The sequence below is a fragment of the Bacillus sp. ABP14 genome (assembly GCF_001831375.1).
GTDB lineage: Bacteria > Bacillota > Bacilli > Bacillales > Bacillaceae_G > Bacillus_A > Bacillus_A paranthracis.
Genome location: NZ_CP017016.1, coordinates 305,001 through 320,498 on the forward strand (window position 1 = coordinate 305,001; position 15,498 = coordinate 320,498).

The 15,498-nt window shown below is 39.7% G+C and carries 12 protein-coding genes, 2 rRNA genes and 1 riboswitch (1 of these 15 cut by a window edge); all 14 genes read left to right on the forward strand.

The window, feature by feature from the left end; genetic code table 11:
* A 23S ribosomal RNA gene (locus BGI23_RS01675) occupies positions 1-1,569 on the forward strand (it extends 1,350 nt beyond the left edge of the window).
* A 50-nt stretch (positions 1,570-1,619) separates the two neighbouring features.
* Positions 1,620-1,735, forward strand: a 5S ribosomal RNA gene (gene rrf, locus BGI23_RS01680).
* A gap of 581 nt (positions 1,736-2,316) precedes the next feature.
* Positions 2,317-2,418, forward strand: a riboswitch (purine riboswitch).
* A gap of 110 nt (positions 2,419-2,528) precedes the next feature.
* Positions 2,529-3,014 (forward strand): 5-(carboxyamino)imidazole ribonucleotide mutase, encoded by a 486-nt coding sequence (purE, locus tag BGI23_RS01685; protein WP_000839371.1) that lies wholly within the window; start codon positions 2,529-2,531, stop codon positions 3,012-3,014.
* Complete coding sequence (gene purK, locus BGI23_RS01690) at positions 3,011-4,162, forward strand: 5-(carboxyamino)imidazole ribonucleotide synthase (RefSeq protein ID WP_000196793.1); 1,152 nt, start codon at positions 3,011-3,013, stop codon at positions 4,160-4,162. The genes purE and purK overlap by 4 nt, the downstream gene beginning before the upstream one ends.
* Positions 4,159-5,466 (forward strand): adenylosuccinate lyase, encoded by a 1,308-nt coding sequence (purB, locus tag BGI23_RS01695; RefSeq protein WP_000625677.1) that lies wholly within the window; start codon positions 4,159-4,161, stop codon positions 5,464-5,466. The genes purK and purB overlap by 4 nt, the downstream gene beginning before the upstream one ends.
* An 88-nt stretch (positions 5,467-5,554) precedes the next feature.
* Complete coding sequence (gene purC / locus BGI23_RS01700) at positions 5,555-6,274, forward strand: phosphoribosylaminoimidazolesuccinocarboxamide synthase (protein ID WP_001170542.1); 720 nt, start codon at positions 5,555-5,557, stop codon at positions 6,272-6,274.
* Complete coding sequence (gene purS, locus BGI23_RS01705; RefSeq protein ID WP_000278826.1) at positions 6,267-6,521, forward strand: phosphoribosylformylglycinamidine synthase subunit PurS; 255 nt, start codon at positions 6,267-6,269, stop codon at positions 6,519-6,521. Before purC ends, purS begins: the two co-directional genes overlap by 8 nt.
* Complete coding sequence (gene purQ, locus BGI23_RS01710; RefSeq protein ID WP_000666779.1) at positions 6,518-7,201, forward strand: phosphoribosylformylglycinamidine synthase subunit PurQ; 684 nt, start codon at positions 6,518-6,520, stop codon at positions 7,199-7,201. Before purS ends, purQ begins: the two co-directional genes overlap by 4 nt.
* Positions 7,185-9,404, forward strand: a complete 2,220-nt coding sequence (purL, locus tag BGI23_RS01715) for a phosphoribosylformylglycinamidine synthase II (RefSeq protein WP_000055576.1) — start codon at positions 7,185-7,187, stop codon at positions 9,402-9,404. Before purQ ends, purL begins: the two co-directional genes overlap by 17 nt.
* The gene (purF, locus tag BGI23_RS01720) at positions 9,389-10,804 is read left to right on the forward strand and encodes an amidophosphoribosyltransferase (RefSeq protein ID WP_000879024.1); all 1,416 of its coding nucleotides are present in this window, start codon (positions 9,389-9,391) and stop codon (positions 10,802-10,804) included. Before purL ends, purF begins: the two co-directional genes overlap by 16 nt.
* A 102-nt stretch (positions 10,805-10,906) precedes the next feature.
* A complete protein-coding gene (gene purM / locus BGI23_RS01725; RefSeq protein WP_001262432.1) occupies positions 10,907-11,947 on the forward strand; it encodes a phosphoribosylformylglycinamidine cyclo-ligase in 1,041 nt (346 codons plus the stop codon).
* On the forward strand, positions 11,944-12,531 hold the full coding sequence (gene purN, locus BGI23_RS01730; protein WP_000088582.1) for a phosphoribosylglycinamide formyltransferase: 588 nt from the start codon (positions 11,944-11,946) through the stop codon (positions 12,529-12,531). The genes purM and purN overlap by 4 nt, the downstream gene beginning before the upstream one ends.
* 24 nt (positions 12,532-12,555) lie before the next feature.
* Positions 12,556-14,091, forward strand: coding sequence for a bifunctional phosphoribosylaminoimidazolecarboxamide formyltransferase/IMP cyclohydrolase (gene purH, locus BGI23_RS01735; RefSeq protein ID WP_000745404.1), 1,536 nt, complete (start codon positions 12,556-12,558; stop codon positions 14,089-14,091).
* Between the two features lie 121 nt (positions 14,092-14,212).
* A complete protein-coding gene (gene purD / locus BGI23_RS01740; RefSeq protein WP_001101940.1) occupies positions 14,213-15,484 on the forward strand; it encodes a phosphoribosylamine--glycine ligase in 1,272 nt (423 codons plus the stop codon).
* Positions 15,485-15,498: the final 14 nt, after the last annotated feature.

The following is a 15,498-nucleotide window of genomic DNA, read 5'->3' on the forward strand; positions in this document are numbered from 1 at the left end:
AGGTTTCCTGAGGAAGGCTCGTCCGCTCAGGGTTAGTCAGGACCTAAGCCGAGGCCGACAGGCGTAGGCGATGGACAACAGGTTGATATTCCTGTACCACCTCTTTATCGTTTGAGCAATGGAGGGACGCAGAAGGATAGAAGAAGCGTGCGATTGGTTGTGCACGTCCAAGCAGTTAGGCTGATAAGTAGGCAAATCCGCTTATCGCGTATGCTGAGCTGTGATGGGGAAGCTCCTTATGGAGCGAAGTCTTTGATTCCCCGCTGCCAAGAAAAGCTTCTAGCGAGATAAAAGGTGCCTGTACCGCAAACCGACACAGGTAGGCGAGGAGAGAATCCTAAGGTGTGCGAGAGAACTCTGGTTAAGGAACTCGGCAAAATGACCCCGTAACTTCGGGAGAAGGGGTGCTTTCTTAACGGAAAGCCGCAGTGAATAGGCCCAAGCGACTGTTTAGCAAAACACAGCTCTCTGCGAAGCCGTAAGGCGAAGTATAGGGGGTGACACCTGCCCGGTGCTGGAAGGTTAAGGAGAGGGGTTAGCGTAAGCGAAGCTCTGAACTGAAGCCCCAGTAAACGGCGGCCGTAACTATAACGGTCCTAAGGTAGCGAAATTCCTTGTCGGGTAAGTTCCGACCCGCACGAAAGGTGTACGATTTGGGCACTGTCTCAACCAGAGACTCGGTGAAATTATAGTACCTGTGAAGATGCAGGTTACCCGCGACAGGACGGAAAGACCCCGTGGAGCTTTACTGTAGCCTGATATTGAATTTTGGTACAGTTTGTACAGGATAGGCGGGAGCCTTTGAAACCGGAGCGCTAGCTTCGGTGGAGGCGCTGGTGGGATACCGCCCTGACTGTATTGAAATTCTAACCTACGGGTCTTATCGACCCGGGAGACAGTGTCAGGTGGGCAGTTTGACTGGGGCGGTCGCCTCCTAAAGTGTAACGGAGGCGCCCAAAGGTTCCCTCAGAATAGTTGGAAATCATTCGTAGAGTGCAAAGGCATAAGGGAGCTTGACTGCGAGACCTACAAGTCGAGCAGGGACGAAAGTCGGGCTTAGTGATCCGGTGGTTCCGCATGGAAGGGCCATCGCTCAACGGATAAAAGCTACCCCGGGGATAACAGGCTTATCTCCCCCAAGAGTCCACATCGACGGGGAGGTTTGGCACCTCGATGTCGGCTCATCGCATCCTGGGGCTGTAGTCGGTCCCAAGGGTTGGGCTGTCGCCCATTAAAGCGGTACGCGAGCTGGGTTCAGAACGTCGTGAGACAGTTCGGTCCCTATCCGTCGTGGGCGTAGGAAATTTGAGAGGAGCTGTCCTTAGTACGAGAGGACCGGGATGGACGCACCGCTGGTGTACCAGTTGTTCTGCCAAGGGCATAGCTGGGTAGCTATGTGCGGAAGGGATAAGTGCTGAAAGCATCTAAGCATGAAGCCCCCTCAACGATGAGATTTCCCATAGCGTAAGCTAGTAAGATCCCTGAAAGATGATCAGGTTGATAGGTTCGAGGTGGAAGCATGGTGACATGTGGAGCTGACGAATACTAATAGATCGAGGACTTAACCATATAATATGTAGCAAATGTTATCTAGTTTTGAAGGAATATGCCTTCAATAGTTTGGTGATGATGGCAGAGAGGTCACACCCGTTCCCATACCGAACACGGAAGTTAAGCTCTCTAGCGCCGATGGTAGTTGGGACCTTGTCCCTGTGAGAGTAGGACGTCGCCAAGGCAAAAACCTAAGTCGTTTCGACTTAGGTTTTTTTGTGTTTATTTTTATATATCAAATGTCATAATCCGTAAATTTAGTAATCTTAATGAGAGAAAAGAATGAAAATGAGGCTATTGAGGGTAACTGTTATTTCTTACTACAAGTATATATTTTACATAATGAGAGTAAGAAAAGCGGGATGATATAAGAATGAAAATAAGTATTCAATCATTACAGTAATGAATGCGATACAAAGGAATAGAAACGATATGCTTTATTCCGCATTAACGGGCAGTAAGACCCCCACCTCAAATTTCAGCGGTAGCAAAGAAGCTAGGTGTGGGATCAACTGCCCGTAAAAGCCCGATTGTTGAAGGTTGATTAAAGTTTCACTTTATATAAAAGCATACGGAATTAATATACAAACCGTTTTGTGTATGGTAGATCTCTAGAAATATATATTCTAATTGCTTATCCTTCTTGCATATAGTTACAATTATTCTTTTGAATATAACTAAAACACGAACGTTATTGATGAGTAATAAAAAAACATTCGATTATTTGTTGACATTGTTTATAAAATATTGTTAATATAGCCATAGAAAGAATAATATATAAGACCTCATATAATCGCGGGGATATGGCCTGCAAGTCTCTACCTAACGACCGTTATTCGTTAGACTATGAGGGAAAGTCACTCGGTATTTTTCTATTCACAAGGGATACGTATGCCTGAGTAGAGCGCTTTCTCTCATAGTAAAAGAGAAAATGTTCTATTTCAGGCTTTTTTTATTTGAATCGGGGGGATTCTAATATGAAATCACTAGTTGGAGTCATAATGGGAAGCACGTCAGACTGGGAAACAATGAAATATGCTTGTGACATTTTAGATGAATTAAATATACCGTATGAGAAAAAAGTTGTATCCGCTCATCGGACTCCGGATTATATGTTTGAATATGCAGAGACGGCTCGTGAACGTGGATTGAAAGTTATTATTGCTGGAGCTGGTGGAGCAGCGCATTTACCAGGAATGGTTGCAGCGAAGACAAATCTTCCTGTAATCGGAGTTCCAGTTCAGTCAAAAGCGTTAAACGGCTTAGATTCATTATTATCCATCGTCCAAATGCCAGGAGGGGTTCCAGTTGCAACTGTTGCAATTGGTAAGGCTGGTTCAACAAATGCTGGTTTACTTGCTGCACAAATACTTGGATCATTCCATGATGACATATATGATGCATTAGAATTGAGAAGAGAAGCAATTGAAAAAGATGTGCGCGAAGGTAGTGAGCTAGTATGACGAGAATCATTTTACCTGGAAAAACAATCGGTATTATTGGAGGCGGCCAGCTAGGAAGAATGATGGCATTGGCAGCTAAGGAGATGGGATATAAAATTGCTGTTTTAGATCCTACAAAAAACTCACCATGTGCACAAGTTGCTGATATTGAAATTGTTGCATCATATGACGATTTAAAAGCAATTCAGCATTTAGCGGAGATCAGTGATGTTGTCACATATGAATTTGAGAATATTGATTATAGATGTTTACAATGGCTTGAAAAACATGCTTACTTACCGCAAGGCAGTCAGTTGTTAAGTAAAACACAAAATCGTTTTACAGAAAAGAATGCGATTGAGAAAGCAGGATTACCAGTAGCAACGTATAGATTAGTTCAAAATCAAGATCAGCTTACTGAAGCAATCGCTGAATTATCATATCCTTCCGTCTTAAAAACGACGACAGGCGGATATGATGGGAAAGGGCAAGTTGTTTTAAGAAGTGAGGATGACGTTGATACAGCGCGAGAGCTTGCGAATGCAGCAGAGTGTATTTTAGAGAAATGGGTGCCTTTTGAAAAAGAAGTATCAGTTATTGTCATTCGTAGTGTAAGTGGTGAAACGAAAGTATTTCCGGTAGCGGAAAATATTCATGTAAATAACATTTTGCATGAATCCATCGTTCCGGCTCGCATTACAGAAGAACTTTCTCAAAAAGCTATTGCTTATGCAAAAGTGCTTGCGGATGAACTAGAACTTGTGGGAACACTAGCGGTAGAGATGTTTGTTACAGCTGATGGTAAGATTTACATTAATGAATTAGCACCAAGACCTCACAATTCAGGACACTATACACAGGATGCATGTGAAACGAGTCAATTCGGCCAACATATTCGAGCAATCTGTAATTTACCTCTTGGAGAAACAAATTTGTTAAAACCAGTTGTCATGGTAAACATTTTAGGCGAACATATAGAAGGGGTCCTAAGACAAGTGAATAGATTAACCGGGTGCTATTTACACTTGTATGGAAAAGAAGAAGCAAAAGCGCAGCGAAAAATGGGGCATGTTAATATTTTAAATGATAATATTGAAGTCGCTCTAGAAAAAGCGAAGAGTTTGCATATTTGGGACCATCAAGAACAACTGTTGGAGGGAAAAAGATGATTAGTCGTTATACACGCCCAGAAATGGGTGCAATTTGGACGGAAGAGAACAAATTTAAAGCGTGGTTAGAAGTTGAGATTTTAGCTTGTGAAGCATGGGCTGAGCTTGGCGATATTCCGAAAGAAGATGTTAAGAAAATTCGTGAGCATGCATCATTTGATATTGATCGTATTTATGAAATTGAAAAAGAGACACGTCATGACGTAGTTGCATTCACTCGTGCTGTATCAGAAACACCAGCATTAGGCGAGGAACGTAAATGGATTCATTACGGTTTAACATCTACAGACGTAGTAGATACAGCGTTATCTTATATCTTAAAACAAGCGAATGAAATCATATTAAAAGACTTAGAAAACTTCGTAAGTATTTTAGCTAATAAAGCAAAAGAGCATAAATACACGATTATGATGGGAAGAACACACGGTGTTCATGCAGAACCAACAACATTCGGTTTAAAACTTGGTCTTTGGTATGAAGAAATGAAACGTAACGTAGAGCGTTTCAAACAAGCTGCTAATACAGTTCGTGTTGGTAAATTATCTGGTGCGGTTGGTACATATGCAAATATCGATCCATTCGTAGAAAAGTATGTTTGTGAAAACTTAGGATTAGAAGCAGCACCAATTTCAACACAAACATTGCAACGTGATCGCCATGCTCATTACATGTCAACACTTGCATTAATCGCAACGTCTATCGAAAAGATGGCAGTTGAGATTCGTGGTTTACAAAAGAGTGAAACACGTGAAGTTGAAGAAGCTTTCGCAAAAGGTCAAAAAGGTTCTTCTGCAATGCCGCATAAGCGTAATCCAATTGGATCTGAAAATATGACTGGTTTAGCTCGTGTTATCCGCGGTTATATGATGACAGCTTATGAGAATGTTCCATTATGGCATGAGCGTGATATTTCTCATTCTTCAGCAGAACGCGTAATTTTACCAGATGCTACAATCGCGTTAAATTACATGCTAAATCGCTTTGGTAATATCGTTAAAAACTTAACTGTATACCCAGAGAATATGAAACGCAATATGACAAGAACATACGGCTTAATTTATTCTCAGCGCGTAATGCTTACATTAATCGATAAAGGTATGGTGCGTGAAGAAGCTTACGATATCGTACAACCTAAAGCGATGGAAGCTTGGGAAACCCAAGTACAATTTAAAGAGCTTGTAGAAGCTGATGAGCGTATTACGAGCAAGTTAACACAAGAAGAAATTAATGAATGCTTCAACTATGAGCATCATATGCAACACGTTGATACAATCTTTGAACGCCTCGGATTAAACGAAGCGTAAAATTTCATATGGCACAGAATAGAGTCATTCTGTGCCATTCTTTATAAAAAAATTATTCACATTTTTCAAACTACAGGGGGCTTGCGAAATGCAAAAGCTAGAATTGCTGTATGAAGGTAAGGCAAAAAGAATTTATCGTACAGAATCAGCAGATATGGTTTGGGTAGAGTACAAAGATAGTGCGACTGCTTTCAATGGGGAGAAAAAAGAGACGATTACAGGAAAAGGTCGTTTGAACAATGAGATTACAACTTTATTGTTCAGAAAGTTACAAGAAGTAGGAATTAAAACACACTTTGTTGAGAAGCTATCTGAAACAGAACAACTTGTTAAAAAAGTGAGTATTATTCCTTTAGAAGTTGTCACAAGAAATGTAATTGCAGGAAGTCTTTCAAAACGATTAGGAATGGAAGAGGGAACTGTACTTGCAGAACCAATCGTAGAATTTTACTTCAAAGATGATGATTTAGGAGATCCGCTTGTAACGGAAGATCATATTCGTGTATTAAACGTTGCATCGCCAGAGCAAGTAAGCGTATTACGAGATATGGCTCTACAAATCAATCAAGTGTTGATTGATCATTTCGCAAGCTGTCGTGTAAGATTAGTAGATTTCAAATTAGAGTTTGGTGTAACCGATGAAGGAGAAATCATTTTAGCAGATGAAATTTCACCAGATACTTGCCGTTTATGGGATGAAACGAGCAATGAGAAGTTTGATAAAGACGTATTCCGTCGTGATCTTGGAAATTTAACAGATGCTTATGAAGAGATTTTAAAACGTTTAGGGGGAATTTCACATGTATAAAGTTAAGGTATATGTAACATTAAGAGAAAGCGTATTAGATCCACAAGGAACAGCAGTAAAAGGAGCACTTCATAGCCTTTCATTCACAGAAGTACAGGATGTTCGAATTGGAAAATACATGGAACTAACAATTGATAAATCGGTAACTGACTTAGATAGCAAGGTAAAGGAAATGTGTGAAAAACTATTAGCAAACGTTGTAATGGAAGACTTCCGTTATGAAGTTGAGGAGGTTGTCGCACAGTGAAATTTGCCGTAATAGTATTTCCAGGTTCGAACTGTGATGTCGATATGTTCCATGCAATTAAAGATGAGCTTGGCGAAGAAGTAGATTACGTTTGGCACGATACAGAGAATTTAGATGAATATGATGCAATTCTACTACCAGGTGGTTTCTCTTACGGTGACTACTTACGCTGCGGTGCTATTTCTCGCTTTGCAAATGCAATGAAAGCAGTACAAAAAGCTGCTGAGCAAGGAAAGCCAATTTTAGGTGTATGTAATGGATTCCAGATTCTTGTTGAATCAGGATTATTACCAGGAGCATTAATGAGAAATGAAAACTTAAAATTTATGTGTCGAACAGTTCAGTTACGTGTTGAAAATAATGAAACGATGTTTACATCACAATATGAAAAAGATGAAGTAATCAATATTCCAATTGCACATGGTGAGGGGAATTACTATTGTGATGAAGAGACTCTTAAACAATTAGAAGAGAATAATCAAATCGCATTTCGTTACGTAGAAAACCCGAACGGAAGCGTTTCAGATATTGCTGGTATTGTAAATGAAAAAGGAAATGTACTTGGTATGATGCCACACCCAGAGCGTGCTGTAGATGAACTACTTGGCGGTGCTGAAGGGTTAAAAGTCTTTCAATCTATCTTAAAACAGTGGAGGGAAACATATGTCGTTAATGCTTGAACCAAATCCAACACAAATTAAAGAAGAGCGCATATATGCGGAAATGGGGCTAACAGACGAAGAGTTTGCCATGGTTGAAAAGATTTTAGGTCGTCTGCCAAATTATACAGAAACAGGTTTATTCTCTGTAATGTGGTCAGAACATTGTAGTTATAAAAATTCAAAACCAGTGCTTAGAAAATTCCCAACAACAGGTGAGCGCGTCTTGCAAGGACCTGGGGAAGGTGCTGGAATTGTAGATATCGGTGATAATCAAGCGGTTGTATTTAAAATGGAAAGCCATAACCATCCTTCTGCTATTGAACCATATCAAGGAGCAGCAACAGGCGTTGGTGGTATTATCCGTGACGTATTCTCTATGGGAGCACGTCCAGTAGCTCTATTAAACTCACTTCGATTTGGGGAATTACAATCACCACGTGTGAAATATTTATTCGAAGAAGTAGTAGCAGGGATTGCAGGATACGGTAACTGTATCGGTATTCCGACTGTTGGCGGCGAAGTACAGTTCGATCCATGTTATGAAGGAAATCCACTTGTAAATGCAATGTGTGTAGGCTTAATTAACCACGAAGATATTAAAAAAGGGCAAGCGCACGGTGCTGGAAATACAGTAATGTACGTAGGAGCATCAACTGGTCGTGACGGTATTCACGGTGCAACATTCGCATCTGAAGAGTTATCTGAAAGCTCAGAAGCGAAGCGTCCAGCAGTTCAAGTAGGAGACCCATTTATGGAGAAACTTCTTATTGAAGCTTGCTTAGAACTTATTCAATCAGATGCACTTGTTGGAATTCAAGATATGGGGGCAGCTGGTTTAACATCATCTTCTGCAGAAATGGCAAGTAAAGCAGGAATGGGTATTGAAATGTACTTAGATGATGTACCACAGCGTGAAACAGGAATGACACCATATGAAATGATGCTATCTGAATCACAAGAGCGTATGCTAATAGTTGTGAAAAAAGGTAGAGAGCAAGAAATAGTAGATTTATTTGAGAAGTATGGTCTTGCAGCCGTTACGATGGGGAAAGTAACGGAAGACAAAATGCTTCGTTTATTCCATAAAGGTGAAATGGTAGCTGAAGTGCCAGCAGATGCCCTTGCAGAAGAAGCGCCAATTTATCATAAACCATCAAAAGAAGCAGCATACTTTGCTGAATTCCAGCAGATGAAAATGGAAACACCAAAAGTAGAAAATTATAAAGAAACGCTATTCGCTCTATTACAACAACCGACGATTGCAAGTAAAGAGTGGGTTTATGATCAATATGATTATCAAGTTCGCACAAGCACAGTTGTTACACCAGGTTCAGATGCAGCGGTTGTACGTGTACGCGGTACAGAAAAAGGATTAGCAATGACGACAGACTGTAACTCTCGCTACATTTATTTAGATCCAGAAATGGGCGGTAAAATTGCAGTAGCAGAGGCAGCACGTAATATCGTATGTTCTGGCGGGGAGCCACTTGCAATTACAGATTGCTTAAACTTCGGTAACCCAGAAAAACCAGAAATCTTCTGGCAAATTGAGAAATCAGTAGATGGTATGAGTGAAGCTTGTCGCACATTACAAACACCAGTTATTGGCGGAAATGTATCAATGTATAACGAACGTAGTGGTGAAGCGGTATACCCAACACCGACAGTTGGGATGGTTGGACTTGTACACGATTTAAAACATGTAACAACACAAGAGTTTAAGCAAGCTGGCGATTTAGTTTATGTTATCGGAGAGACGAAAGCTGAGTTTGGTGGAAGTGAATTACAGAAAATGCTTCACGGCAAAATTTTCGGCAAATCACCAAGTATCGATCTAGACGTAGAATTAAAACGTCAAAAACAAGTATTAGCAGCAATTCAAGCTGGCCTTGTTCAATCTGCACATGACGTTGCTGAAGGTGGTTTAGCAGTTGCGATTTCAGAAAGTGCAATTGGTGCTAACGGCTTAGGTGCTACTGTGAAATTAGACGGGGAAGCAACAGCGGCATTATTTGCGGAATCACAATCTCGCTTCGTGATAACTGTAAAACGTGAAAATAAAGAAGCGTTTGAGAAAGCGGTAGAAGCAATTCAAGTTGGAGAAGTAACAAATACAAATGAAGTGACAATTCATAATGAAGAAAATGAAGTGTTACTTACAGCAAATGTAGATGAAATGAGAAAGGCTTGGAAAGGGGCAATCCCATGCTTGCTGAAATAAAGGGGTTAAACGAAGAATGTGGCGTTTTCGGAATTTGGGGGCATGAAAATGCGGCACAAGTTTCATACTACGGATTGCACAGTTTACAGCACCGTGGACAAGAAGGCGCAGGCATTGTCGTAAATAATGGAGAAAAAATCGTCGGTCACAAGGGGTTAGGCTTAATATCAGAAGTGTTTTCAAGAGGAGAGCTAGAAGGATTGAACGGAAAATCAGCAATCGGACACGTACGATACGCGACGGCTGGTGGAAGTGAAGTGGCTAACGTTCAACCATTACTATTCCGTTTTTCTGATCATAGTATGGCATTAGCTCATAACGGGAATTTAATTAATGCAAAAATGCTTCGCCGTGAATTAGAGGCAGAGGGAAGTATTTTTCAAACAAGTTCAGATACAGAAGTACTTTTACATCTTATTAAACGTAGTACGAAAGATTCGTTAATTGAAAGTGTAAAAGAAGCTCTAAATAAAGTGAAAGGTGCGTTTGCATATCTTTTACTAACTGGAAATGAAATGATTGTTGCGCTAGATCCAAATGGATTCCGTCCCCTTTCAATTGGAAAGATGGGAGATGCTTACGTTGTAGCGTCTGAAACATGTGCTTTTGATGTAGTAGGTGCAACATACATTCGTGATGTAGAACCAGGTGAATTACTTATCATTAATGATGAAGGAATTCACGTAGATCGTTTTACAAATGATGTAGAACATGCAATTTGCAGTATGGAATACATTTACTTCGCACGCCCAGATTCAAATATCGCTGGTGTTAATGTCCATGCAGCACGTAAAAACATGGGGAAACGTTTGGCGGCAGAAGCTCCTATTGAAGCTGATGTTGTTACTGGTGTACCAGACTCTAGCATTTCAGCAGCAATTGGTTATGCGGAGGCGACAGGCATTCCATATGAGTTAGGATTAATTAAAAATCGTTACGTTGGACGTACGTTTATTCAACCTTCTCAGGAACTGCGAGAGCAAGGGGTTAAGATGAAGCTTTCAGCAGTAAGAGGTGTAGTTGAAGGGAAACGAGTTGTTATGATTGATGATTCTATCGTACGAGGAACAACGAGTAAACGAATTGTTCGTATGCTTCGCGAGGCTGGAGCGACAGAAGTTCACGTAAGAATAGCTTCACCACCTTTGAAATATCCATGTTTCTATGGCATTGATATTCAAACGAGAAAAGAATTAATTGCAGCAAATCATACGGTAGAAGAAATTCGTGAAATGATTGGTGCAGACTCATTAACATTTTTAAGTGAAGATGGATTAGTAGATGCAATTGGACGTCCATATGAAGGGAAATACGGTGGCCTATGTATGGCGTACTTCAATGGAGATTATCCAACAGCTCTTTATGATTATGAGCAAGAGCTTTTAGAAAGTATAAAATAAGAAGAAAAAAGCTTCTACTTCTTTTTGATGTAGAAGCTAGCTTCTTTCTTAAAACGGCCCGCACAGGATAGGGAGAAATTAAAAGACGAGGTGTAGATAACGATGGCGAATGCATATAAGCAAGCAGGAGTAGATATTGAAGCTGGATATGAAGCGGTATCTCGCATGAAAAAACACGTACAAACAACAATGAGAAAAGAAGTACTAGGCGGTTTAGGCGGTTTTGGAGGTATGTTTGACCTATCAAAATTTGCATTAGAAGAACCTGTATTAGTATCTGGAACAGATGGCGTGGGAACGAAATTGATGCTCGCTTTTATGGCAGATAAACATGACACAATTGGTATTGATGCGGTTGCAATGTGTGTAAATGATATTGTTGTGCAAGGAGCAGAGCCGCTTTTCTTTCTTGATTATATTGCTTGTGGTAAAGCTGAACCTAGTAAAATTGAAAACATCGTCAAAGGTATATCAGAGGGCTGTCGCCAAGCAGGCTGTGCTTTAATTGGTGGAGAAACAGCTGAAATGCCAGGAATGTATTCTACAGAAGAATACGATTTAGCTGGTTTTACAGTTGGGATCGTTGATAAAAAGAAAATTGTAACAGGTGAAAAAATTGAAGCTGGTCACGTATTAATTGGCTTAGCATCTAGCGGTATTCATAGTAACGGTTATTCTTTAGTACGAAAAGTATTACTAGAAGATGGAGAACTATCTTTAGATCGCATTTACGGACGCTTAGAGCTACCTCTTGGTGAAGAATTATTAAAACCAACGAAAATTTATGTCAAACCTATTTTAGAACTATTGAAGAAATATGAAGTATACGGTATGGCACATATTACAGGTGGCGGATTCATTGAAAATATTCCACGTATGTTACCAGAAGGAATCGGTGCAGAAATTGAATTAGGATCTTGGGAAATTCAGCCGATCTTTAGTTTACTTCAAGAAGTTGGCAAGTTGGAAGAGAAAGAAATGTTCAATATTTTTAACATGGGTATTGGTATGGTAGTAGCGGTGAAGGAAGAAGATGCAAAAGATGTTGTTCGTCTTCTTGAAGAGCAAGGAGAAACTGCTCGTATTATTGGACGCACTGTACAAGGAGCTGGCGTTACTTTTAATGGAGGCACAGCGCTATGAGTAGATTAGCAGTTTTTGCTTCTGGAAGCGGATCTAACTTTCAATCTCTCGTTAATGCAGTAGAAGAAAAAAGATTGGATGCGGAAATTAGTTTATTAGTATGTGATAAACCAGAAGCACGCGCTGTTGGGCGAGCACATTATCATCATATCCCGTGTTTCGCTTTTTCAGCGAAAGCATATGAGTCAAAAGAAGCGTTTGAAAAAGAGATATTAAAGAAGCTAGAAGAGTATGAAATTGATTATGTTATTTTAGCCGGATATATGCGTTTAATTGGACCAACTTTACTAGAAGCTTACGGCGGAAGGATTATTAATATTCATCCATCACTATTACCGAGTTTTCCAGGGAAAGATGCTGTTGGTCAAGCGTTAGAAGCAGGTGTGAAAGTAACTGGAGTAACGATTCATTATGTAGACGCAGGTATGGATACAGGGCCAATTATTGCACAAGAAGCAGTAGTTGTTTCTGAAGGGGATACGAGAGAAAGCTTACAAACGAAAATTCAACAAGTTGAACATAAGTTATACGTAAATACAGTGAATCAAATTGTTCAATCTACGAAAGAACCAACTGTTAACTAACATACAATCAGGGGTGAAGGGTAAATGAAAAAGCGTGCATTAGTAAGTGTTTCAGATAAAACAGGAGTAGTAGAATTTGTTAAAGGTTTACTAGAACAAGGGATCGAAGTTATATCAACAGGCGGTACAAAAAAATTACTAGAAGAAAACGGCTTACAAGTAATCGGTATTTCTGAAGTAACTGGTTTCCCAGAAATCATGGATGGTCGTGTGAAAACATTACATCCAAATATTCATGGTGGTCTATTAGCAGTTCGCGATAATGAAACGCATGTAGCACAAATGAACGAGTTAGGTATAGAGCCAATTGATTTTGTTGTCGTTAACTTATACCCATTCAAAGAAACAATCGCTAAGCCTGATGTAACATTTGCTGATGCAATTGAAAATATTGATATTGGTGGCCCAACAATGATTCGCTCTGCTGCGAAAAATCACAAATTTGTATCGGTAATTGTAGATCCAGTAGATTACGATGTTGTATTAGCAGAACTGAAAGAGAACGGTGAAGTAAAAGAAGAAACGAAACGTAAATTAGCAGCGAAAGTATTCCGCCATACAGCAGCATATGATGCGTTAATCTCTAACTACTTAACAGAGCAAATGGGTGAAGAAAGTCCTGAAACATTAACTGTGACATTTGAGAAAAAGCAAGATTTACGTTATGGCGAGAACCCACATCAAAAAGCAACTTTCTATAAAGCGCCATTCGCAGCAACTTCTTCTGTTGCATACGCAGAACAATTACATGGCAAAGAATTATCGTATAACAATATTAACGATGCAGATGCAGCGCTTAGTATCGTGAAAGAATTTACAGAACCAGCAGTAGTAGCAGTAAAACATATGAATCCATGTGGTGTTGGAGTAGGTACGGATATTCATGAAGCATACACACGTGCTTATGAAGCGGATCCAGTATCCATTTTTGGAGGCATTATTGCAGCGAATCGTGAAATTGATAAAGCTACAGCTGAAAAGTTACACGAAATTTTCTTAGAGATTATTATCGCACCTTCTTTCTCGAAAGAAGCTTTAGAAGTGTTACAAAGTAAGAAAAACTTACGTTTATTAACTGTAAATATTGAAAAGGCGACAAGCGCAAGCAAAAAATTAACTTCTGTACAAGGTGGCCTTCTCGTTCAAGAGGAAGATACGTTATCATTAGATGAAAGTACAATTTCAATTCCAACGAAACGTGAACCTTCAGAGCAAGAATGGAAAGATTTAAAATTAGCTTGGAAAGTTGTAAAGCATGTGAAATCAAATGCAATTGTTTTAGCAAAAGATGATATGACAATTGGTGTCGGTGCTGGACAGATGAACCGTGTAGGTTCTGCAAAAATCGCAATTACACAAGCTGGTGAAAAAGCACAAGGTAGCGCACTTGCATCTGATGCTTTCTTCCCAATGCCAGATACAGTGGAAGAAGCAGCAAAAGCAGGGATTACAGCAATCATTCAACCAGGCGGATCAATCCGTGACGAAGATTCTATTAAAGTGGCGGATACGTATGGGATTGCTATGGTGTTCACTGGCGTACGTCATTTCAAACACTAATAGAGGAAGTTTAAAAAGTCCGGTTAAGATAACCTTCCTTTTTAAACTTTGATTGATATGAAAAAACAAACTAGGAGCATAGCTTCTAGTTTGTACTTATTTAAATATTGGGGGATGAAATATGAATGTTTTAGTAATTGGACGCGGTGGGCGTGAGCATGCTTTAGCTTGGAAGTTTGCACAATCTGAAAAAGTAGAAAAGGTATATGTAGCACCAGGTAATGAAGGTATGCGTGATGTTGCAACACCAATTGATATTGATGAAAATGATTTTGATGCATTAGTTTTATTTGCGAAAGAGAATCATATTGAGTTAACTTTCGTTGGACCAGAAATTCCACTTATGAATGGAATTGTTGATCGTTTTAAAGAAGAGGGACTTCGCGTATTTGGTCCGAATCAAGCGGCTGCTGTTATTGAAGGTAGTAAAGCTTTTACAAAAGAGCTTATGAAAAAATATAATATTCCAACTGCAGCGTACGAAACTTTTACAGACTATGAAGAAGCAGTAAAGTACATTGAAAAGGTTGGTGCACCAATTGTTATTAAGGCAGACGGTTTAGCGGCTGGTAAAGGTGTAACGGTAGCAATGACACTTGAAGAGGCATTACAAGCTGTGAAAGAAATGCTGCAAGATGTAAAGTTCGGGGAAGCGAGTAAGAAAGTTGTTATTGAAGAGTTTTTAGATGGACAAGAATTTTCATTAATGGCATTTGTGAATGGAACAACTGTACATCCGATGGTAATTGCACAAGATCATAAACGAGCTTTTGATGGTGATAAAGGTCCAAATACTGGCGGAATGGGTGCATATTCTCCAGTACCACAAATTTCGGAGTCAGCAGTTCAAGAGGCGATTGAAACGGTGTTACATCCAACTGCTAAAGCGATGATCCAAGAAAATCGATCGTTTACAGGAATTTTATATGCGGGACTTATTTTAACAAATGATGGTCCAAAGGTAATTGAATTTAATGCACGTTTTGGCGATCCTGAAACTGAAGTTGTATTACCTCGTTTAGAAAATGATTTAGTGGACGTATGTAACGCTGTATTAGATGAAAGTGAGTTAACGTTACAATGGTCAGAGGAATCGGTAATTGGTGTTGTGCTTGCTTCGAAAGGATACCCGGAAGCATATAAAAAAGGTGAAATTATTAAAGGGCTAGATGCATTGCAAGATGTAATTGTTTTCCATGCGGGTACAGCAATGAAACATGGTGACTTTGTGACAAACGGTGGTCGTGTACTATTTGTTGCTTGTAAGGCGAATAGTTTACAAGAAGCAAAAGATAAAGTATATAAAGAAATCGGTAAAATTGAGAGTGATGGTCTATTTTACCGAAGTGATATAGGATATCGTGCAATTGGGCATGAGATGACGAGAAATTAATATGTGAAAAATCC